This window comes from Pseudomonas sp. 382 (genome assembly GCF_002759075.1).
GTDB lineage: Bacteria > Pseudomonadota > Gammaproteobacteria > Pseudomonadales > Pseudomonadaceae > Aquipseudomonas > Aquipseudomonas vlassakiae.
The window spans coordinates 1-18,459 of record NZ_PEMX01000012.1; the positions used below are offsets into that span (position 1 = coordinate 1).

The 18,459-nt window shown below is 58.8% G+C and carries 22 protein-coding genes; 18 read left to right on the plus strand and 4 right to left on the minus strand.

All coding sequences use genetic code 11. The features are described 5' to 3' along the window. Both CQW31_RS15285 and CQW31_RS15290 read right to left on the minus strand, forming a co-directional pair. On the minus strand, positions 1–1,854 hold a 1,854-nt coding region (locus tag CQW31_RS15285), incomplete at its 3' end, for a Tn3 family transposase (protein ID WP_143524222.1). 2 nt (positions 1,855–1,856) lie between these two features. Next, complete coding sequence (locus CQW31_RS15290; protein WP_003124096.1) at positions 1,857–2,417, minus strand: recombinase family protein; 561 nt, start codon at positions 2,415–2,417, stop codon at positions 1,857–1,859. Positions 2,418–2,882: 465 nt separating this feature from the next. Here CQW31_RS15290 and CQW31_RS15295 point away from each other — a divergent pair, with 465 nt between their 5' ends. Genes CQW31_RS15295 through CQW31_RS15310 form a run of 4 tightly spaced genes read left to right on the plus strand, consistent with a single transcriptional unit; the run spans position 2,883 to position 6,603 of the window. After that, positions 2,883–4,370 carry a SulP family inorganic anion transporter gene (locus tag CQW31_RS15295; protein ID WP_003090759.1) on the plus strand — a complete coding sequence of 496 codons (1,488 nt, stop codon included), beginning with the start codon at positions 2,883–2,885 and terminating at the stop codon, positions 4,368–4,370. Between the two features lie 14 nt (positions 4,371–4,384). Continuing rightward, positions 4,385–5,236: a universal stress protein gene (locus tag CQW31_RS15300; RefSeq protein WP_003090760.1), complete on the plus strand. Its 852-nt coding sequence runs from the start codon at positions 4,385–4,387 to the stop codon at positions 5,234–5,236. Then, positions 5,236–5,595, plus strand: a complete 360-nt coding sequence (locus CQW31_RS15305; RefSeq protein ID WP_003090764.1) for a TraR/DksA family transcriptional regulator — start codon at positions 5,236–5,238, stop codon at positions 5,593–5,595. The genes CQW31_RS15300 and CQW31_RS15305 overlap by 1 nt, the downstream gene beginning before the upstream one ends. 45 nt (positions 5,596–5,640) lie before the next feature. Continuing rightward, positions 5,641–6,603 carry an SdiA-regulated domain-containing protein gene (locus tag CQW31_RS15310; RefSeq protein WP_010794530.1) on the plus strand — a complete coding sequence of 321 codons (963 nt, stop codon included), beginning with the start codon at positions 5,641–5,643 and terminating at the stop codon, positions 6,601–6,603. On the opposite strand, the gene CQW31_RS15315 is transcribed toward CQW31_RS15310, so the two are convergent. Both CQW31_RS15315 and CQW31_RS15320 read right to left on the minus strand, forming a co-directional pair. Further along, positions 6,576–7,229: a site-specific integrase gene (locus CQW31_RS15315; RefSeq protein ID WP_081011204.1), complete on the minus strand. Its 654-nt coding sequence runs from the start codon at positions 7,227–7,229 to the stop codon at positions 6,576–6,578. The genes CQW31_RS15310 and CQW31_RS15315 overlap by 28 nt on opposite strands. Further along, positions 7,204–7,482 carry a helix-turn-helix domain-containing protein gene (locus CQW31_RS15320; protein WP_230852927.1) on the minus strand — a complete coding sequence of 93 codons (279 nt, stop codon included), beginning with the start codon at positions 7,480–7,482 and terminating at the stop codon, positions 7,204–7,206. Before CQW31_RS15320 ends, CQW31_RS15315 begins: the two co-directional genes overlap by 26 nt. A 104-nt stretch (positions 7,483–7,586) precedes the next feature. Here CQW31_RS15320 and pilM point away from each other — a divergent pair, with 104 nt between their 5' ends. The 14 genes from pilM (at position 7,587) to CQW31_RS15385 (ending at position 18,444) form a co-directional block, all read left to right on the plus strand. Further along, positions 7,587–8,027, plus strand: coding sequence for a type IV pilus biogenesis protein PilM (pilM, locus tag CQW31_RS15325; RefSeq protein WP_023629574.1), 441 nt, complete (start codon positions 7,587–7,589; stop codon positions 8,025–8,027). Between the two features lie 898 nt (positions 8,028–8,925). Then, positions 8,926–9,276, plus strand: coding sequence for a hypothetical protein (locus CQW31_RS15335; protein ID WP_023629572.1), 351 nt, complete (start codon positions 8,926–8,928; stop codon positions 9,274–9,276). Positions 9,277–9,525: 249 nt separating this feature from the next. Further along, a complete protein-coding gene (locus CQW31_RS31650; protein WP_023629570.1) occupies positions 9,526–9,651 on the plus strand; it encodes a hypothetical protein in 126 nt (41 codons plus the stop codon). A gap of 324 nt (positions 9,652–9,975) precedes the next feature. Further along, on the plus strand, positions 9,976–10,548 hold the full coding sequence (locus CQW31_RS15340) for an STY4534 family ICE replication protein (RefSeq protein WP_023629569.1): 573 nt from the start codon (positions 9,976–9,978) through the stop codon (positions 10,546–10,548). 53 nt (positions 10,549–10,601) lie between these two features. Further along, on the plus strand, positions 10,602–10,760 hold the full coding sequence (locus tag CQW31_RS31160; RefSeq protein WP_023629568.1) for a hypothetical protein: 159 nt from the start codon (positions 10,602–10,604) through the stop codon (positions 10,758–10,760). 75 nt (positions 10,761–10,835) lie between these two features. After that, entirely contained in the window at positions 10,836–11,261 is a 426-nt protein-coding gene (locus CQW31_RS15345; RefSeq protein ID WP_023629567.1) for a hypothetical protein, read from the plus strand. 231 nt (positions 11,262–11,492) lie between these two features. Next, entirely contained in the window at positions 11,493–11,843 is a 351-nt protein-coding gene (locus CQW31_RS15350) for a hypothetical protein (RefSeq protein WP_023629565.1), read from the plus strand. Between the two features lie 307 nt (positions 11,844–12,150). Beyond that, positions 12,151–12,471 carry a hypothetical protein gene (locus CQW31_RS15355; protein WP_031314724.1) on the plus strand — a complete coding sequence of 107 codons (321 nt, stop codon included), beginning with the start codon at positions 12,151–12,153 and terminating at the stop codon, positions 12,469–12,471. 69 nt (positions 12,472–12,540) lie between these two features. Beyond that, positions 12,541–12,951 (plus strand): hypothetical protein, encoded by a 411-nt coding sequence (locus CQW31_RS15360; RefSeq protein WP_023629564.1) that lies wholly within the window; start codon positions 12,541–12,543, stop codon positions 12,949–12,951. Positions 12,952–13,011: 60 nt separating this feature from the next. Next, positions 13,012–13,617 carry a DUF3275 family protein gene (locus CQW31_RS15365; protein WP_023629563.1) on the plus strand — a complete coding sequence of 202 codons (606 nt, stop codon included), beginning with the start codon at positions 13,012–13,014 and terminating at the stop codon, positions 13,615–13,617. A 92-nt stretch (positions 13,618–13,709) separates the two neighbouring features. Continuing rightward, positions 13,710–13,964 (plus strand): hypothetical protein, encoded by a 255-nt coding sequence (locus CQW31_RS15370; protein ID WP_023629562.1) that lies wholly within the window; start codon positions 13,710–13,712, stop codon positions 13,962–13,964. A gap of 63 nt (positions 13,965–14,027) precedes the next feature. Beyond that, complete coding sequence (locus CQW31_RS15375; RefSeq protein WP_023629561.1) at positions 14,028–14,624, plus strand: hypothetical protein; 597 nt, start codon at positions 14,028–14,030, stop codon at positions 14,622–14,624. Between the two features lie 32 nt (positions 14,625–14,656). Continuing rightward, positions 14,657–16,096, plus strand: a complete 1,440-nt coding sequence (locus tag CQW31_RS15380; protein ID WP_023629560.1) for a DUF6094 domain-containing protein — start codon at positions 14,657–14,659, stop codon at positions 16,094–16,096. Positions 16,097–16,194: 98 nt separating this feature from the next. After that, positions 16,195–18,444, plus strand: coding sequence for an SNF2-related protein (locus tag CQW31_RS15385; RefSeq protein WP_028692964.1), 2,250 nt, complete (start codon positions 16,195–16,197; stop codon positions 18,442–18,444). Positions 18,445–18,459: the final 15 nt, after the last annotated feature.

Below are 18,459 nucleotides of genomic sequence, written 5' to 3' on the forward strand. Positions count from 1 at the left end.
CGCGTCGGCGAGGATCGTGGTCAGCAACAGGTTCTTGTCTTTGGCCGGGTCGCCCGATTTCAGATGCGCGAAATGCCGAGTGAAGCCCGTCCATTCGTCCACCTCCAGCAGCAGTTCGGTGATCTTGACGTGCGGCAGGATCATTGCCGTCTGGTCGATCAGCGCTTGGGCGGTGTCGGGTACCGCCGCGTCGAGCGGCGTGATCTTCAAGCCTGACTCGGTGATGATGGCGTCCGGCAGCTCGTTGGCCGTCGCCATACGGTTGACGGTGGCAAGCTGTGTTTCCAGCAGCGTCAGCCGGTCGTTCAGGTACCGGTTGCAGTCGGTGGCCACGGCCAGCGGCAATTCGCTGGCCTGCTTGAGGCTGGCGAATTTCGCGGGCGGCACCAGGTAGTCCTCGAAGTCCTTGAACTGGCGCGACCCCTGCACCCAGATGTCGCCGGAACGCAACGCGTTCTTCATCTCCGACAGCGCGCACAGTTCGTAGTAGCGCCGGTCGATGCCGGTGTCGGTCATGACCAGCTTCTGCCAGCGCGGCTTGATGAACTCGGTCGGCGCGTCGGCGGGCACCTTGCGGGCGTTGTCGCTGTTCATGCCGCGCAGCACCTCGATGGCGTCGAGCACGTCCTTCGCGGCGGGAGCGGCCCGCAGCTTGAGCACGGCAAGGAATTCCGGCGCGTAGCGGCGCAGCGTGGCGTAGCTTTCGCCGATGCGGTGCAGGAAATCGAAGTCCTCGGGCTGCGCAAGCTTCTGCGCTTCGGTGACGCTCTCGGCGAAGGCATCCCAGGACATGACGGCCTCGATGGCGGCGAACGGATCGCGGCCCGCCTGCTTGGCCTCGATCAGCGCCTGGCCGATGCGGCCGAACAACCGCACCTTGGCGTTGATCGCCTTGCCGGACGCCTGGAATTGCTGCTGATGCTTGTTCTTGGCGGCGTTGAACAGCTTGCCCAGGATGCGGTCGTGCAGGTCGATGATTTCGTCGGTGACGGTGGCCATGCCCTCGATGGCAAGCGCCACCAGGGTGGCATAGCGTCGCTGCGCCTCGAACTTGGCCAGGTCGGCGGGCGTCATCTGGCCACCCTCACGGGCGATCTTGAGCAGGCGGTTCTGGTGCACCGACCGCTCGATGCCAGAAGGCAGGTCGAGCGCCTGCCACGCTTTGAGGCGTTCGATGTGTTCCAGCATGTGCCGCGAATTCGGTTTGACGGGCGATTGGCGCAGCCAGGCCAGCCAGGTCGTTTTGCCGTTGTCCCGACGCTTGAGCAGATCGTCGAGGCGGCGGCGATGCGCGTCCGACAGCGGTTCGGCCAAGGCATCGTAGATGCGCCGGTTGGCGCGGGTGATTGCTTCGGCGCTCGCCCGCTCGACGGCGTTGAGGGCAGGCAGAATGACCGACTGCTGCCGCAGGTGCTCGATCAAGGTGCTGGCCAGCACGATGCCCTTGTCGGTCTGCAAGGCCATCTCGGTCAGCAACTGGACGGCCTGCCGGTAGTGGCCCATGGTAAAGGGCTGGAAGCCGAACACCGTTTGCAGTTCGACCAGGTGCTCGCGCCGGGTCTGCTCCCGCTGCCCGTATTCGTCCCAGCTTTCGACGCTGACCTTGAGCTGGTCGGCGACCAGTTTCAACAAGGGCGGAAACGGCGGCTCATCGACGCCCAGGATGACACCAGGAAAGCGCAGGTAACAGAGCTGCACGGCGAAGCCCAGCCGGTTGGCCGGGCCGCGCCGCTGCCGGATGATGGAGAGGTCGGTTTCGCTGAACGTGTAGTGACGGATCAACTCATCCTTGGTGTCCGGCAACGCCAGCAGGCTTTCGCGCTCGGCGGCGGACAGGATTGAACGACGTGGCATATTTACTGATCCGTTCTCAAGTATTGATACAGGGTTTCGCGACTGATTCCGAATTCACGAGCCAGCTTGGTCTTTTGCTCGCCAGCCTCGACACGTTGGCGCAGTTCGGCAATACGCTCAGACGACAGGGATTTCTTCCTGCCACGGTAGGCCCCGCGCTGCTTGGCGAGCGCGATGCCCTCGCGCTGCCGCTCGCGGATCAAGGCGCGTTCGAACTCGGCGAACGCGCCCATTACCGACAGCATCAGGTTCGCCATCGGCGAGTCCTCGCCGGTGAAGGTCAAATGCTCCTTAAGGAACTCGATGCGTACGCCGCGCTGGGTGAGGCCCTGCACCAGGCGGCGCAGGTCGTCGAGGTTGCGCGCCAGACGATCCATGCTGTGCACCACGACCGTGTCGCCTTCGCGCACGAAGGCGAGCAGCCGTTCCAGTTCGGGCCGCCGTGTGTCCTTGCCCGACGCCTTGTCGGTGAACACTTTATCCACCTGGATCTGTTCGAGCTGCCGTTCTGGGTTCTGGTCGAAGCTGCTGACGCGGACGTAACCGATGCGCTGACCGTGCAAGGTATCCTCCTGAGGGAAATGTGTCAGGAAGAAATCTATGACCCTTGACGGCGTATGTCAATCAATTCGGAAGGCAACTCTATTCTGACGATTTAGCGCCGGATGGTCTGACGCCAAGTTAGGGTATAGCTCAGGCTGACATCCAAACAGGACGCCCTAGTCCGGGGGTGACTCGCAGAAATTGCCCTCTTCCTGTAGACTGTTGCGGCCATTGAGTTACTAAAGACACTCGATAAGACCTCATGCTTACCCTGCAAAACATGATCTGGCTGCCTACGCCGCCATAGCGCTTCGCCCCCCCGCATCATCTGTGACTGCTTGCTCTGCCAGCGGTCGCTTTCTGCTGTGCTTTAGGTTTTAACACCCGCCACAGCTCCTCTACATCCGACATTTGACCTCGTATCGACCAGCTGCACTTGGCCTGCGCCATGCTGTGCTGCGCGATCCATTGCCTTGGGAATTCTGATGCTCCACTCGTTAAAACAAACCTGGTTATCCAACATCCGTGGCGACATCCTCGCCGGTCTTGTGGTCGCACTGGCCCTAATCCCTGAAGCCATCGCCTTCTCGATCATTGCTGGCGTTGACCCTAAGGTCGGCCTTTACGCCTCTTTCTGTATCGCTGTGGTGATCGCCTTTGTCGGTGGCCGCCCAGGCATGATTTCGGCCGCAACGGGTGCCATGGCACTGCTGATGGTGACTCTGGTCAAGAACCATGGTCTTGAATATCTGCTGGCCGCCACGCTGCTATGTGGCGTGCTACAAATTGCTGCTGGCTACCTGAAGCTCGGATCGCTGATGCGCTTCGTCTCGCGCTCGGTGGTGACCGGTTTTGTCAATGCACTGGCGATCCTGATTTTCATGGCTCAGCTGCCCGAGCTGACTAATGTCACCTGGCACGTCTACGCCATGACAGCCGCAGGCCTCGGCATCATCTATCTGTTCCCCTATGTCCCCAAGATCGGCAAGCTCATCCCATCGCCGCTGGTGTGCATCATCGTGCTGACCGCCGTCGCCATGTCGGTTGGTCTGGATATCCGCACGGTCGGTGATATGGGTGAACTGCCGGATACGCTACCGATCTTCCTCTGGCCTGATGTGCCGCTGACATTCGAGACGCTGGCCATCATCTTTCCTTATTCGGCAGCACTGGCTGTGGTCGGTCTGTTGGAGTCGATGATGACCGCGACCATTGTCGACGACCTGACCGACACCCCGAGTGACAAGAACCGCGAGTGCAAGGGCCAGGGCGTGGCCAACATTGCTTCGGGTCTGATCGGCGGTATGGCTGGCTGCGCGATGATTGGTCAGTCGATCATTAACGTGAAATCCGGCGGTCGTTCTCGCCTGTCGTCTCTTGCCGCAGGCGTATTTCTGCTGCTGATGGTGGTTTTCCTCGGCGACTGGCTGAAGCAGATCCCAATGGCTGCGCTGGTGGCAGTGATGATCATGGTGTCCATCGGCACCTTCAGTTGGGATTCGCTGCGCAACCTGAAGAAGCATCCGTTGTCGACCAACATTGTCATGGTCGTCACCGTGGTGGTCGTGGTGGCCACCCACAACCTGGCCTTCGGCGTGTTAGCCGGCGTGCTACTGGCTGCGATGTTCTTCGCCAACAAGGTTGGCCATTACATGGCGATCAGTTCTTCGCTGGACGAAGCCGGCGAGCATCGTAGCTATAACGTCACCGGTCAGGTGTTCTTCAGCTCGGCTGACAAGTTCGTCGCAGCCTTCGACTTCAAGGAAGCCCTGAACAAGGTAACCATCGACCTGAATCGTGCACACTTCTGGGATATCACCGCTGTTGCAGCCCTGGACAAGGTAGTCATTAAGTTCCGCCGTGAAGGTACTGAAGTCGAAGTGCTGGGCTTAAACGAGGCCAGCGCCACTATCGTGGATCGCTTTGGTGTTCACGATAAACCTGACGCCATTGATCAACTCATGGGCCACTGAGAAGGAGAACAACAATGACCCACGTAATTGCCTGTATCGACGGTTCCACCTCGGCTCCAGCTGTTTGCGACTACGCGGCCTGGGCCAGTCTGAGCCTGGAAGCGCCGCTGACCTTCCTGCATGTGCTGGATCAGCGCCAGTATCCGGTTGCAGCAGATTTGAGTGGCAACATTGGCCTTGGCAGCCGCGAGCACCTGCTTGATGAGCTTGCTTCCCTGGATGAACAGCGCGGCAAGTTGGCCCTTGAACAAGGGCGAATCATGCTTGCAGCCGCGAAAGAACGGGCCGTGAATGATGGTGTGCGCGCACCGGAGTCCAAGCAGCGACATGGCGATTTACTGGAGAGCTTGCAAGAGCTGCAAAGTGAAACGCGCTTGCTGGTTATCGGTCGCCAGGGCGAGTCTAGTGGCGGTCTGAGTCAGCATGTCGGAAGCCAGCTGGAAAGCGTTATTCGTATCATGCACCGGCCAATCCTGGTCACCCCGGCCAACTTCCAAAAGCCCAAGAGCGCGATGCTGGCATTCGATGGCGGCGCTACAACCCGCAAGGGTGTGGAGATGCTGGCAGCCAGCCCGCTGCTGAAGGGGCTGCCGATCCATCTGGTCATGGTTGGGCCCGTGAACGACGAAGCGTCCGCGCAGCTGGACTGGGCGCAGAAAGTGCTGATCAACGCCGGATTTACCGTTCGCGCTGAGACTCGGAGCGGTGAAATAGAACGTACCCTGCACGCCTATCAGAAAGAGCATGGCATCGATCTGCTAGTGATGGGGGCTTATGGACACTCACGTATCCGGCAGTTCCTGGTCGGCAGCACCACTACCAGCATGCTCCGTACCACCACCAGTCCGCTGTTACTGCTGCGCTAATGAGCCTGGACGACGCCCTCGATCTTGCCCATTTCAAGACCCTACTGGAACAGCGGGCTGCCGAGCTGGATCGATTGCTGGGAGACGCTGAGTCTCGCTCGCAATCGGTAGAGCTGGATCAAAGCAAGGTGGGGCGTCTATCGAGAATGGACGCACTCCAGCAACAAGCGATGAACGATGCGATCCGCAGTCGTGCACGGCATGAACGTGTCCGTCTCCAACTGGCCCTCAAGCGCTGGCACGAGGGCGACTATGGCTGGTGTAACCAATGCGGCGAGTTGATCGCCTCGGGCCGTCTGGAGTTCGATCCGGCCACGCCGTTGTGTATCACCTGTGCCAGCCGCGCCGAGTCGGGTTGAAACCATCACGGCTCGTGGCGTCAGTCTGATTTAACGAGGCTTCTAATGTATTTGATGGCTAAAAACTGGCTGGGCCGAACACGGAAAGTAAGTGTTTGGATGTGGGCGCTTGTATGCCTTGTGTTGCTCACCGTATTCCAAGTACGTACTCATCACCTTGATGATCGTCTGTACTTTTGGATCAAGACCCACTGGCACACAGACGATTGGCAGGAGCGCTCTGTGTGGCTGCCTGGCTATCGGGTTGAGCTGGATGCTAAGGCGGTTCCCGGTGTGGACAACAACCTTTCGGGCCTGACCTTCGATCCTGACCTAAATCTGCTGTGGGCGGTTACCAATGGCCCGAACGAGCTGCTGGCCCTCAGTCGTGACGGTGACGTGGAGCGACGTTACAGCCTGGATGGCTTCCACGACGTGGAAGCGGTGTCCTATGCCGGCAACGGTCAACTGGTCATTGCCGAAGAGCGGCGGCAGAGCCTGGTTATCGTGGATATCCCCATCGACGAATACGGTAAGCTTTCTCCTGATCGACCATTGAGCCTAGACCAGTATTCAGCGCTAACCTTGGCGCTTGGCAAGGAGGACAACAAAGGCCTTGAAGGGCTCGCCTACGACCTAAAAGGTGATCGTTTGTTTGTGACCAAGGAGCGTGACCCCCGGCAATTACTGGAAGTGAGCGGCCTTCGTGCCAGCCTGGAAGGAGGCGTTTCCCTGCACGTCCGCGACATGTCCAACCTAGTAAAAGACAAGGTGTTTGCCACTGACTTGTCTTCGGTTGTATTCGATCAACAGAGCGGCCATCTGATCCTGCTCAGCGACGAGTCGAAACTGCTGATTGAAATGACCGACGAGGGCAAGGTGGTGAGTTTCCGCTCCTTGGCGAGGGGGTTTGCTGGTTTGCTGAAAGGTATACCCCAAGCCGAAGGCGTAACCATCGACGATGAAGGGTATTTGTACGTGGTCAGCGAGCCGAACTTGTTCTATCGCTTTACCCGCGAGACAGATTGACCAGTCAACAAGCTACAGTCAGGCGTGGCCGGGACGCTTGAACTGTTAGCGTACGATTTTTTCCGAATTCTGCGGGCTCCCCTCTTCGATCCGTTCTTGGTATCGGGGAGGTGCGCAATTCGCCGCTGTAGGCTGATGTGCTCCCACTCAAGCTTCAACAGTTCCCCCTGGCGCATAGCTGTCTCGATCGCCAGCACAACCAGGACATAGAGGTCTGGTGTGGGATGCGCATGGCAATAACGCATGATCTGGCGCTCCTCGCGGGCAGTTAGTCGCCGATCTCGGCCAGGTGCTGCTTTCGGTTTGCGTACGTTCGAGACCGGGTTCGACTCGCACACCCCCCACTCGATCCGGCCAATGTCGAACACGTTCGACAGCAGCGACATTTCCAGGCGCACCGTAGATGGTGATATGGGTAAACCCGTTTTAGGGTTGGTCTGCAAGAGACGCTCGTCGCGGAGACTAGCGATATCAGGGCTTCGAAAATCACGCATGTTCTTGTCGGCATACTTCGACTTAAGCAGACTTGAGATACGGTAACTCTCTTGTACAAAGCCTTTCTTTAGTACGGAGACTTTCTGTCGATAAAGGGTCAGGCCTTCAGCGAGCGTCATGTCCTGGGTCATTCAACTCTTCCAGTTTGGCCTGCAGCAGCCTGGCCAGCTGGTCGAATTGGATTTCCAATGCGCAGCAAAGGTTGAAAACGGTATCCAGGGTTGGAGATTTGTGGCCACGCTCAAGCAGACTGATGTACGACCTATCTACACCAGCTTCGAAGCTCAGCTTTTCTTGCGAGATGCCCCGAGCAGTGCGCAGCTCGGCCAGCACCATGCCGAATGCATGATTGTGCTTTTTCGAAGAGTCTGGTTGTAATTCCAAAAGTCCAACCCGAGATCACGAGATCAAAGGTCAGAATTTTCGGGTTGTTGACTATAATCGTCAGCGGACTATAGTCCACAACGCTCATCCCCCAGGATTTCCTCATGTACATCTACTGGATCGCTATGACCCTGCTGATCGTGGCAGGAGGCATCTTCACTCAGGTGCAGCACACCGATGAGGCCGTGACTGAGCAGGCCACGATCGATGCCCTCAGCCGGAGTATGTTGATCTACCGCTCGGCCGCAGCAGAGTATGCCCGGACCAACCCTGGGTTCACTGGAGCACCGACGGACTCATCCCTGAACCTTCCAAGCTGGTACACCAAGCAAAGCGGGATCGCCACATACATCGTGAGTGGTGTGTCCTACACCTACATCGCGGGAACGGTTCCTGCCGGCCTGCCGGCTGCACTGACCGAGCGCACTGAGTCCGCCACCGTTGGTGTGAAGAGGTCTGGCCAGTTGTTCTCACCGAAGGTGGGTAACATGGCCATAGCCGTTCCAGCGCCCGTCCCAGAGGGGGCAGTCGTTGCGGTCTATTGACAGTTGACGCCTCGCGAAAAAGCCTACGAGCCTTGCATCCCGGCCATGGTACAACCCATAATGACATCAGTTTTGGTTCAACCCCGCTGGCTACTGACGGTCATCAGTAGCGCCCAGGTGTTGTGGTTCGCCTCAACACCAAACCGTAAGCACGCTATAGCTCCGGGAAGGGCGTGCGGATCTGGTTGAAAGCTCTCCCTGTGTCTCCCTGCTCTCTCTAGTCGCGCAGCCGTCTAACTCGTGATGATCGAGTTCACAGGCACATAGAGTTTCAAGAGGTTCGGTGCTTCTTTGATCCAAGGGCCACATTGGTAATGTGGCCCCTCCTCTTTCCTTCCCCTTGGGTAGCCTGATGGACTTGTCGAAGGTCCATGAGGCTACCCAATGGGTACTCTCTCCTTTGCCGGTGGCCCGCCGGCGATAAGCCGGGCTCCTTTTGTGCGCGGATGCGTGCCTCATGTTTGCTGGCCAAAGCCACGAGAATGGCCAGGTGATGAGAGTCGAAACGATCAATGCCCAGGGATCGACGATTCCGACACAGGTGGCTCCTTCAACTTTTTTTTTCAACCACGGCTGGGTCACCTTTCAAGGGCTGATCCAGCCGGACTTCTCCCTCCATCTCTCCCCCCTTTCCCCCTCCGCTTGACACAACCCTTCCCCGCTCCGATTATTAAGCCGTGATCTGCTGACGTCGTCAGCAACATGCCCCATGCAGCTCGGATCCGTAATGCTGCAGCACGAAGTCTGTGTGATCCACCAGCCCAAGGTCGTTTAGCTTCTGGTAGCACGACCGGTCGACCTCCGTCGATAGAAGCTCCTTCCGCAAACCCAGCGGGGAATACATTTCCCCGTTAGGGACAGTGTTTTCTCCGCATTTTTTAACCGCAGGAGAAACACCATGACCGCAATGTCCGCACCCTCCATCGGCTTCCGTTTTGGCTACGCGCTCGGCACCCTCACCCGTGAGTTCCTGCGCGCCATGAAACGTCCAGCCCCAGTAGTCCCAGCACATGTTCGGCCTGTTGTACAACTCGCGAACATAGCACCCACCCGCAGCGACTGGGATGAGCTTTGCCGCATTCCAACCCTCGCACGCCGCGGTGTTGATCTGAACCAGTGGTTCGAAAACAACACCAAAGCGGTACCACCGACCAAGCGCCGTACCCGTCAGCGCAAGCCGAGCAAACCCAAAGCATCAGAGCTGCGTATGGGCCCGCTGAACGACCTCATAGCTCCAGTTGCGATCTAACTCCCTCCAACCTCACCCAGTGCCAGGCACCCCACCTGGCAAGGTGAGGGCCTGGCGATCAAAGGAACGCCATGGTTTCAAAAAAACGTGCCGCTGTGGCAGACGACCTTCGCAAGATCGGAACGACGGCCGTTGCCGCCGCCCTCGTAGGTATCTTCCTCAGCACTAGCCGTCTCCTGACCGCTTTCGCCCTCGTGGTAGGTGTTGTAATCTGGATCACAGGCATTTACCTCACCCCGGAGGAATGACATGAGCCAAACCACATTCGGCATCCTCATGTTCACCGCCCTGCTCGTCATCTGCGTCGGCATGGCAGTTTGGGCCGATTGGCCTAATATCAAACGCCGGTGCCAGAAGATTCTTCGAGCACATTGATCATCGATTTTCCCTACTTAACCCTCCACCTGGAGGGTTTTTTTCTTTCAGGGCTTGACAATGTGTTTCTCCGTTTCCATCCTTGTGACCGTGAGCTGCTGACGTCGTCAGTAACCCAAGCCCGAGCAGTCATGATCTGAAAGACTGCTACACCCACTGCGGTGTTGATCTCCCCAAAATCGCCAAGCTTCCGGAAGCGCGATTGATCAATCGAGAGATTGATGGAAGCCCACCCAACTTGCTACATCCCAACCCACGCGGGGAATACTTTCCCCCATGGGCGAAGTGTTTCTCCGCTTTCGCTATTGAAACTGGAGAATCACCATGAGCAACCAATCCAACGAAGCCAAATTCTTCGACCTGCACACCACTGGCATCGGCTACCTCAACCGTATCCGTGAAGTAAGCCCCCGCAAGGGCAAGCCCTTCACCTGTGTCACCGTTGCAACTTTGCACGGCGCGACTGATAAAGCCGAGTATTCCTACATCGACTGCAACGTTGTCGGTGCTGAGGCAGAATCGCTGGTTAAACGCTGCCAGCAGGCCGTTGAAGCCAAAAAGAAGGTGCTCGTCTCCTTCCGAATCGGCGACATCTGGGCTGACGCTTTCACCTATGATAAAGGCGACAAGAAGGGCCAGGCCGGCGCAAGCCTCAAAGGCCGTCTGCTCTTCATCGGCTGGATCAAAGTTGACGGCAAGCTGGTTTACGAAGCGAAGCCGAAAAATGCCACCCCGCCCACTGACAATCAGGGACAACCTGGTGTTGATCAAACGTTGAATCAGGAACAACCTGAGCAACCCGTGAATCAGGGACAGCCAGTCGCCGACCAATTCGGTGAGCAACTCGACCCTGTCCTCGGTAATGATCTTCCCAAGGAAGCCAACCAGGCTGCATAACCCCTATCAAGGCGCTGATTTCAGCGCCTTCATATTCTGCCAAGGAGGCAGTCATGAAAATCCTGTTCGCGTTGAACCTTCTAATCCTGGTCGCCGCTGTAATCCTCGGCGACATTGTTTTCGGTGCCTGCGCTTTCATTGGGCTGAGCGGTTTCGCGATTAACGTGCTCAACCGCAAAGCCAGCACAGTCCCGACTGCGCTCCCCCACTGATCACTAACCTGATTCCTACCCAATAGGGGACGACGATCCCCTTCGGGAGGCGTTTTCCTCACAAAGGACTTCGCCATGCCCTACTGCATCACTGTCGCTGGAGATATTCAGCAGTGCTTCCCTGACTTCGCTACCGCGCGCTCAGATATTCAGGAGCTGCGTAACCAGGGTCAGAAACCTAGGCTGTACTACTCGACCTCATTCGCGCATCTGGGCTGTGAGATCGATGATAACGGGGTGCGAATCCCAGACTACACGAACATGCAGTGGTGCGATTACGCCAAGCTGCTTCCTCACTTCGCCTCATCCTGGTCAATCACGGATGATGAACTGTCAAATGACAGATATCGTCTTGTTGATGTCTATGCGCAACTCAGCGGCCGTGAATACCATCTAGCTGACATGGCCTATGCCCGAGGCGAGATAACTCCCAAGGATCTTCGGGTTAATACATGCCTTATCAGGGTCATACAGGGTCTTATGGATCCGAATGATCTGTAGCATTTCACTTAACCGTATCGGGAACATCACCCGATCTGGCTGATGATCCTCAATGGAGAGACATCATGCCTCCGCTGAACTTCGAGCGAAATTTCGAACTCCTCTACGTACCAATCGATGCGACGTATGCCATCGTGCTGTAACAACCAGACATCCTTCGGCTGCGCTCTTATAAACCTTATCGGGTACATCACCCGAGCGGGTTGGTGACCCCCTCATCGGAGAATCACCATGTCTGAAGCCACCCAAGTCTTCAATGGCGTCATGTTCATCACCAATCCCTTCGAGAAACGAGTTGCCGGGGCCTTCATCCGCGTAGACGTGCTTGAGCGGCGGTTCGCGGACTCAATCAAAGCTAGCTCGAACCTCGCCCTGGATCGCTGTGGCCAACACTTCGAACTGTACGAGATGAGCCTGCTCACTACGCTGCGCGATCAGTATGCAGCTCTCACCTTTCCTCACGACCAGTTGTTCAAACGTGAGGCAGAACGGCAAGGCTTCCAGCTCGATGATGAGCACTACCGCGCTGTACAGGAAGCTAGTTCCAACCTCTGGGAAGAGATCTACGAAGACATGATCTGACCCACCCTGTATCACCAGTCCTCCACCCCGAAGGGTATCCCTTCGGGGGGACTTTCAAAGCAGACACCTGGCAACTGTGAGGCCTCAGCCTACAGTCCGGGAAACGAATTCCGTATTGGTTCACTGTCGTTGACAGTGCCTCCCGGAGCCAGGGTTTAAGGCTCCAGCGCGTTGCGCCAACCCACCCAAGATCGCCGAGCACTCGGCAGCGCGATCGCATCACCCAGTGATGGAGTGCCTTCTACATTACCTACCTGCGGGGATCTCATCCTCGCGGACGAGGCCTCGCTTTATTTGGAGACCTCATATGTCGTTTTCCCCCGCCTCATCCGAGGCATACCTCACCCTTCCTGTAGTCTTGGACAACCCGGCTTGGATGCGGGCGGTCTATCTCGAAAACCCCATGCGGGTGGCCGAGATGAGCCAACGCCTCGCCACTGTCGTCCAGGCGGCGTGGCAAGAGCTCAAGCAGCAGCCTCAGGCCAGTGCTCTGTCCTTCGGTGTGTACACGAAGCGCCACACCGGCCGCGACCGTGACTGGGTCGCCCTCATGTTGCAAATCGTGACCCCCGAGGACGAGCCATCCTACATCCAGATCCAGCTGCAGCACACTGCAGACCCCGCCTGACACAGCCATTTTTACTCACCCAGAGGGGTCACCCTCTGGGGTGGCTTCTCTCAACCAGGAGCACGCCACATGGCACAATCACCCAACCCATTCCACATCGCTACCGGCGATCACCCTGTACCTCATCCTTGCTACAGCCAAGCGTTCGAGATCGCCTCGGCACACTTGCCCGAGGAGGACTGGGAGGAGCTGCAGGCACTCGTAGAAACTGCTGATACAGCTCTGCTTCATTTCGAGTGCTTCACCCTGCCCGACAGTGACGCCATCGGCTTCAAACTTCTCAGTACGCCCTGGACCGACCAACATCTGGGACAGCACTGGGGGTACGACCTGTCGACACTTCAAGCTCTGCAAGCCGCCGAGGGTTTCAGCGAGGAGACCATCCAAGTGCTCACCCTTGCCGCTCAGGCTGAAGTGAGGTTCCTGGTCATCGACCCCAACAGCAACGTTCTCTACGGTCTGCCTCTGTTCGACTACTGATCACCTTCCACCTCGCGGGGAGCACCCGCTGGTGTTCCCCATGCCTTACGGGGAGCGCACATGATCTCCATCACCGGCCAGTTGGCCATCCGCACCATCTCCGGTCGACTCGGGCTCTTCAACGTCGGCCGCCTCAGTACCTCGATCGGTGAGTTCACCATCAAGGATGCTCTCCTGGATCAGTACCAGGAGGGTAAATACCGAGGTGACTTCGCAATCAAGCAGATTCGACCTTCGTACTACTCGCACGGCGGTCGACTCGTTGTTGAGATCAGGGCTGAACTTGAGGGCATGACCCTGGAGGATGTCACAGGTCTCAGTCGCGAGGACGAAGAACACCTGCCAACAAACGTCCCTGACCCTCTTGAAGAGGACGGGCCACCATCCACACCGATACCGCCACGTCGGACTCCAAATACACCGGCGCGACGGCCCCAAACTGATGCCTTCGCCTCGGATGAGCCCTTCGGGATGAGTCCAACGGCACCACCAAGCACGAACGACATCGATGCCGAGCTGTTTGGCACGGTGTGGCCACTGGGCGAAACCGTGAGGCTCGACACTACCGTTGACCGACAACGGCTTCGCGCCCAATGCACCCGACTGGACCAGCTCGGTTTCACCATGGACTTCAAAACTCAAACCTGGACCAGGGCCTCGCTTTAAAGCGCCCTGCCACACCACTGCCGTGGTCAACCTGAACCACGCACCCTGAGGGGCCTCCTCGGGGGGCTCCATTCTCTACCTGGAGCACCACCATGAACGCCATCTTCAGCAACTTGAGCAAACAAACCCTCGCGAACATCGAGGACCAGCTGTCCAACAACGAGGTGTCGACTGACGAGGAGCTCGTCGACCTGTTCATCGAGGAGTTGGAGCTCACACTGGACCAGGCGGAGGCCGCTATCCGCCTGCGTGACCAGTATCGCATCCAGATTTTCCTTGCTGGTCACGGGCCACTGCACAATGAGAAACCCGTGGTGTTCGATCCAGACACCAGGACCTTCAACTAACCACCAGACCACCCCGGGGGGCTTCCGCCCTCTGGGACGGACGCCTCCACTACGGAGGCCATCATGCACCCATCCCCCTTGTTCCAGATCGAAGAATGCCCGGACCTGTACGTCGACGCCTGTGTGTGCGACGAGCAACGCAACCTGGTGTTCATGTCGGCCTGGGGTCGTGACACCGCACTGCAGGAGTTTCTGGCCAGGCTCACACTTGGCCGAGAAGAGAATGGCATCGAGCAGTTCCACATTCTCGTCGACGGGCGGAGCATTCCCGTTTTCCCTAACCATGACCTACTGGAAAAGCGCACCACACGGCAATTCCGCGGCACCCTATTCGGCAGCATGTTGCACCTCTGGCTGTTCGATCGGCGCGCTTCGGTGCCCGACCAAGCCAATCACTTCGCTTTTGCCCTCCTGGAGCGCAATGAAGCCCCTCACCAACGGCTTTGGCCACTGGTGATCGAGACCTGCCCGCTTCCCCTTCTCCCCCACTGGCACGAGCCCGTGATGGAAGTCCTCACCCAGCACCGCATGCTGACTGCCCTACCCGGGGCGATCGGCAACGTCTGCGCCTGGCGGCTCGCTCTTCAGCTCGACGTGCTCGAGCCCTCCCTCGGAGAGCTGATCCGTCGCGGCGAACTCACTATCGAAGCTCAGGCGTAGGCCTGGGCTCACCTATGACTCAAGGAACGCTTATGGCCCTTATGTTTCCGCGCCTGGCGCGCAACTTTGCCCGCAACGGCTACTACCCCACCGATGAGATCACGCTCGAACGCACGCTGCAGGCGCTCACTCCCGCCACCTCGGGCAGGATGAGGATCTGCGACCCCTGCGCCGGCGAGGGTGTTGCCCTTGCTGAAGCAGCTCACCTCCTGGGCCGCGACCAGGTCCAAGCATTCGCCGTCGAGTACGATCGCGAACGCGCGGATCACGCGCGTGGCCTGCTCGATCGGGTGCTGCACAGCGACCTCTTCGACACCTTGATCAGCCGCCAGTCGTTCGGCTTGCTCTGGCTCAACCCACCCTACGGTGACCTCGTCGCGGATCACTCCGGTGCATCCCAGTACCAAGGCAGCGGCCGCCGGCGCTTGGAGAAAGCTTTTTATCAACGCTGCCTCCCGCTTCTGCAGTACGGCGGCGTCATGGTGCTCATCGTTCCTCACTACGTGCTGGACGACGAGTTCACTGGATGGCTGAGCAACCACTTCACCGAAATGCGTGTATACGGTGCTGCAGACCCCACCTTCAAACAGGTGGTGATCTTCGGCATCCGTGTACGTCGGCAGGACCTGGCCCGGGTTTCCACCAACCAGGTGAGGTCTCGCCTGCAGGCGATCGGCGCCGGCCAGGAGCAAGCTGAGGAGATCCCAGCCAACTGGACATGGGAGCCGTACCTCGTCCCGTCAGCTGCTAGCGAGCTGGAGCACTTCTACCGCATTACCCTGGAGCCGGAGCAATTCGCCTCCGAGATCCTGCGGTTGCGGGGCCTCTGGCCAGACTTCAACTTGCACTTCGGGAAAACCGGGCTTCAACCCCGAGCCCCTGTCCGCGAGCTTTCACGCTGGCACCTCGCACTGGCCCTGGCCGCCGGCGCAATCTCCGGTGTTGTACGTTCGAAGTCGGGGCGGACCTTGGTCGTGAAGGGTGATACCTACAAGGACAAGGTGCGCAAGACCGAATTCACTGAGGACGAGAAGGGTAACGTCTCAGAAGTCAGGATCCTCACCGACCGGTTCATTCCGATCATCCGCGCCTGGGAAATGACACCTTCCTCGGTGAACCACGGCCAGGTGCTGATCATCAGTTCCTCACCGGCGAGCAACGACGAAACGCCTGCAACCGACCAGTCAGTTGCAACGCCGCTGTTCAACCCGGGGCAGATCATGATGACCGCTGCTGTCAGCCATCTGGTCGAAACCGGGCAGCTCAACCCTACTCCCGCGCTGAAACGCCATCTTGCTGGCGACTGGGGTGAGCTATGCGATGACGATCGATCCTCCAATCAGCTCGCGCTTACCCATGGAGACCGTTTGTTCTCAAGCTACGACATCGACGCCGGCGACGAGTCCAGGCTCTGGATCATCACCGAAGCCGACCGCAGCTCCACTACCCTGCTACTTCCCAGCGACTACTGACCAGCGCCACAACAGCTCCCCACCCCACACCAACCCACAGGGTATGTCCATACCCGTCTGGGTTTGTGCATGCCCTGTTTTCCCTGCAGGAGATGCACATGAACGCACTGACCCAGGCGGCCGCCTCGGCCAACTCCCCCCTGAATATCAACCTGACCGATTTCATCGACGAGTTCGGCGACGAGCTCTTGGAATCTCTCAACCGCTCCAACCCTCCGGTCTACACCGGCAGCATTAACGAACAGCGGCAGGCCGTGATGGCGAACCTCAAGCGAACGCCATTCGTGGCGCAAGCTGAGGTTGTCCAAGCTATTGCGGCGCTACTGCTCGATCGCAACGAGCAAGCCGCGATCATCAACGCCGAGATGGGTACCGGGAAGACGATGATGGCCATCGCTGTCGCTGCAGTGATGCATGCATCAGGCTACCGTCGGACACTCGTCATCTCACCGCCCCACCTGGTCTACAAGTGGCGACGTGAGATCCTGGAAACCACGCCAGACGCCCGCGTCTGGGTACTCAACGGCCCGGACACGCTGGTCAAGCTGCTCAAGCTGCGTGACCAGTCGGGGCAAACCTACGACGGCCGGCCGGAGTTCTTCATTCTCGGCCGAGTCAGGATGCGGATGGGTTTCCACTGGCGACTCGCCTGCTGGAAACGGCGTACTGCAGGTGGCCAGCTGCTGGCAGCATGTCCAGATTGTGGCCAGGTCCTCGAGGACCTGGAGGGCAACCTGGTCACCGTGGACGAATTCGAGCGCGGTGATCGCCGTCGCAACTGCACGGCCTGCAACGCTGCCCTCTGGACGCTTATGCGCCCAGGCAAAGCCGATGGTGGGGACCGACGCTCGACGATCCTGAAGTCGATGTGCCGGATACCGACGATCGGCCCGGTCCGGGCGGACCGGCTGCTGAACGACTTCGGCGAGGACTTTCTGGCCTCGATGCTGGTGGACAACGTCTCAGAGTTCATCAACTTGATGGACGCGAAAGGCAACTTCGTCTTCAGCGACCGCCAGGCCAAACGCATGGAGCGGGCGATGGCCAACATCGAGTTCGGATTCGGCGAAGGCGGCTACCAGCCGACAGAGTTCATCAAGCGCTACTTACCCGATGGCTTCTTCGACCTGCTGGTTGTCGACGAGGGGCATGAGTACAAGAACAGCGGCTCGGCCCAAGGCCAGGCCATGGGAGTGTTGGCCGCGAAGGCGCGTAAAACCTTGCTCCTCACCGGGACCTTGATGGGGGGCTACGCCGACGACCTGTTCTACCTCCTGTTCCGCATCCTCACCCAGCGCATGATCGAGGACGGCTACCGACCCAACGCACGCGGCAGCATGGCGCCTGCAGCCATGTCGTTCATGCGCGATCACGGCGTGCTCAAGGACATCTACACCGAGCGCGATGGCGATTCGCACAAGACCGCCAAGGGCAAGAAGCTGTCGGTACGCACCGTGAAGGCCCCAGGCTTCGGCCCTAAAGGCATCCACCGGTTCGTGCTGCCATTCACCGTGTTCCTGAAACTCAAGGATATCGGCGGCAATGTGCTGCCCAGCTACCAGGAGGAATTCATCGACGTGCCCATGGCGCCGGAGCAGGCCTCGGCCTACCTGCGCTTGGCGGCCACGTTGACAGCTGAACTCCGCCAGGCTCTGGCCCGGAGAGACACCACCCTTCTGGGAGTGGTGCTCAATGTGCTGTTGGCCTGGCCGGATTGCTGCTTCCGATCGGAGATGGTCAAACATCCTCGCACCCGAGACACGCTAGCCTTTGTGCCGGCGCTCTTCGGCGACGATGAACTGATGCCCAAGGAGCAGGCGCTGCTGAACCTATGCCTCGAGGAGAAAGCGAAAGGCCGCAAGGTCCTTGCATACACCGTCTACAGCGGGACGCGCGATACCACGTCCAGGCTGAAGAAGGTCCTCGAGCAGGCCGGTCTGCGCGTTGCGGTACTGCGGGCCACGGTTGAAACGGCTCGGCGCGAGGACTGGATCCTCGACCAGGTCGACCGCGGTATCGACGTGCTGCTCACCAACCCGGAGCTGGTCAAGACCGGGCTGGACCTGCTGGACTTCCCAACCATCGCGTTCCTGCAGACGGGGTACAACGTGTACACCCTACAGCAAGCCGCGCGGCGGTCGTGGAGGATTGGGCAGAAACATCCGGTCCGCGTGATTTTCTTCGGCTACGCCGGCAGCTCGCAGATTACCTGCCTGCAACTGATGGCCAAGAAGATCGCGGTGGCGCAGAGCACTTCGGGCGATGTACCGGAATCCGGGCTCGACTCACTGAACCAGGATGGGGACTCTGTTGAAATGGCTCTTGCTAGACAGCTTATAGCTACATGAAAAAAGGGCCACCAA

Excerpts from the sequence above, each read along its gene's own strand:
- CQW31_RS15345 (WP_023629567.1), top strand. The coding sequence starts at position 10,836 with ATGCCCTACTGCATCACTGTCGCTGGAGATATTCAGCAGTGCTTCCCT.
- CQW31_RS15315 (WP_081011204.1), bottom strand. The coding sequence starts at position 7,229 with ATGACCCAGGACATGACGCTCGCTGAAGGCCTGACCCTTTATCGACAG.
- CQW31_RS31650 (WP_023629570.1), top strand. The coding sequence starts at position 9,526 with ATGAGCCAAACCACATTCGGCATCCTCATGTTCACCGCCCTGCTCGTC.
- CQW31_RS15370 (WP_023629562.1), top strand. The coding sequence starts at position 13,710 with ATGAACGCCATCTTCAGCAACTTGAGCAAACAAACCCTCGCGAACATC.
- CQW31_RS31160 (WP_023629568.1), top strand. The coding sequence starts at position 10,602 with ATGAAAATCCTGTTCGCGTTGAACCTTCTAATCCTGGTCGCCGCTGTA.
- CQW31_RS15305 (WP_003090764.1), top strand. The coding sequence starts at position 5,236 with ATGAGCCTGGACGACGCCCTCGATCTTGCCCATTTCAAGACCCTACTG.
- CQW31_RS15365 (WP_023629563.1), top strand. The coding sequence starts at position 13,012 with ATGATCTCCATCACCGGCCAGTTGGCCATCCGCACCATCTCCGGTCGA.
- CQW31_RS15355 (WP_031314724.1), top strand. The coding sequence starts at position 12,151 with ATGTCGTTTTCCCCCGCCTCATCCGAGGCATACCTCACCCTTCCTGTA.
- CQW31_RS15380 (WP_023629560.1), top strand. The coding sequence starts at position 14,657 with ATGGCCCTTATGTTTCCGCGCCTGGCGCGCAACTTTGCCCGCAACGGC.
- CQW31_RS15385 (WP_028692964.1), top strand. The coding sequence starts at position 16,195 with ATGAACGCACTGACCCAGGCGGCCGCCTCGGCCAACTCCCCCCTGAAT.
- CQW31_RS15360 (WP_023629564.1), top strand. The coding sequence starts at position 12,541 with ATGGCACAATCACCCAACCCATTCCACATCGCTACCGGCGATCACCCT.
- CQW31_RS15375 (WP_023629561.1), top strand. The coding sequence starts at position 14,028 with ATGCACCCATCCCCCTTGTTCCAGATCGAAGAATGCCCGGACCTGTAC.
- CQW31_RS15340 (WP_023629569.1), top strand. The coding sequence starts at position 9,976 with ATGAGCAACCAATCCAACGAAGCCAAATTCTTCGACCTGCACACCACT.
- CQW31_RS15350 (WP_023629565.1), top strand. The coding sequence starts at position 11,493 with ATGTCTGAAGCCACCCAAGTCTTCAATGGCGTCATGTTCATCACCAAT.
- CQW31_RS15335 (WP_023629572.1), top strand. The coding sequence starts at position 8,926 with ATGACCGCAATGTCCGCACCCTCCATCGGCTTCCGTTTTGGCTACGCG.
- CQW31_RS15300 (WP_003090760.1), top strand. The coding sequence starts at position 4,385 with ATGACCCACGTAATTGCCTGTATCGACGGTTCCACCTCGGCTCCAGCT.
- pilM (WP_023629574.1), top strand. The coding sequence starts at position 7,587 with ATGTACATCTACTGGATCGCTATGACCCTGCTGATCGTGGCAGGAGGC.
- CQW31_RS15295 (WP_003090759.1), top strand. The coding sequence starts at position 2,883 with ATGCTCCACTCGTTAAAACAAACCTGGTTATCCAACATCCGTGGCGAC.
- CQW31_RS15310 (WP_010794530.1), top strand. The coding sequence starts at position 5,641 with ATGTATTTGATGGCTAAAAACTGGCTGGGCCGAACACGGAAAGTAAGT.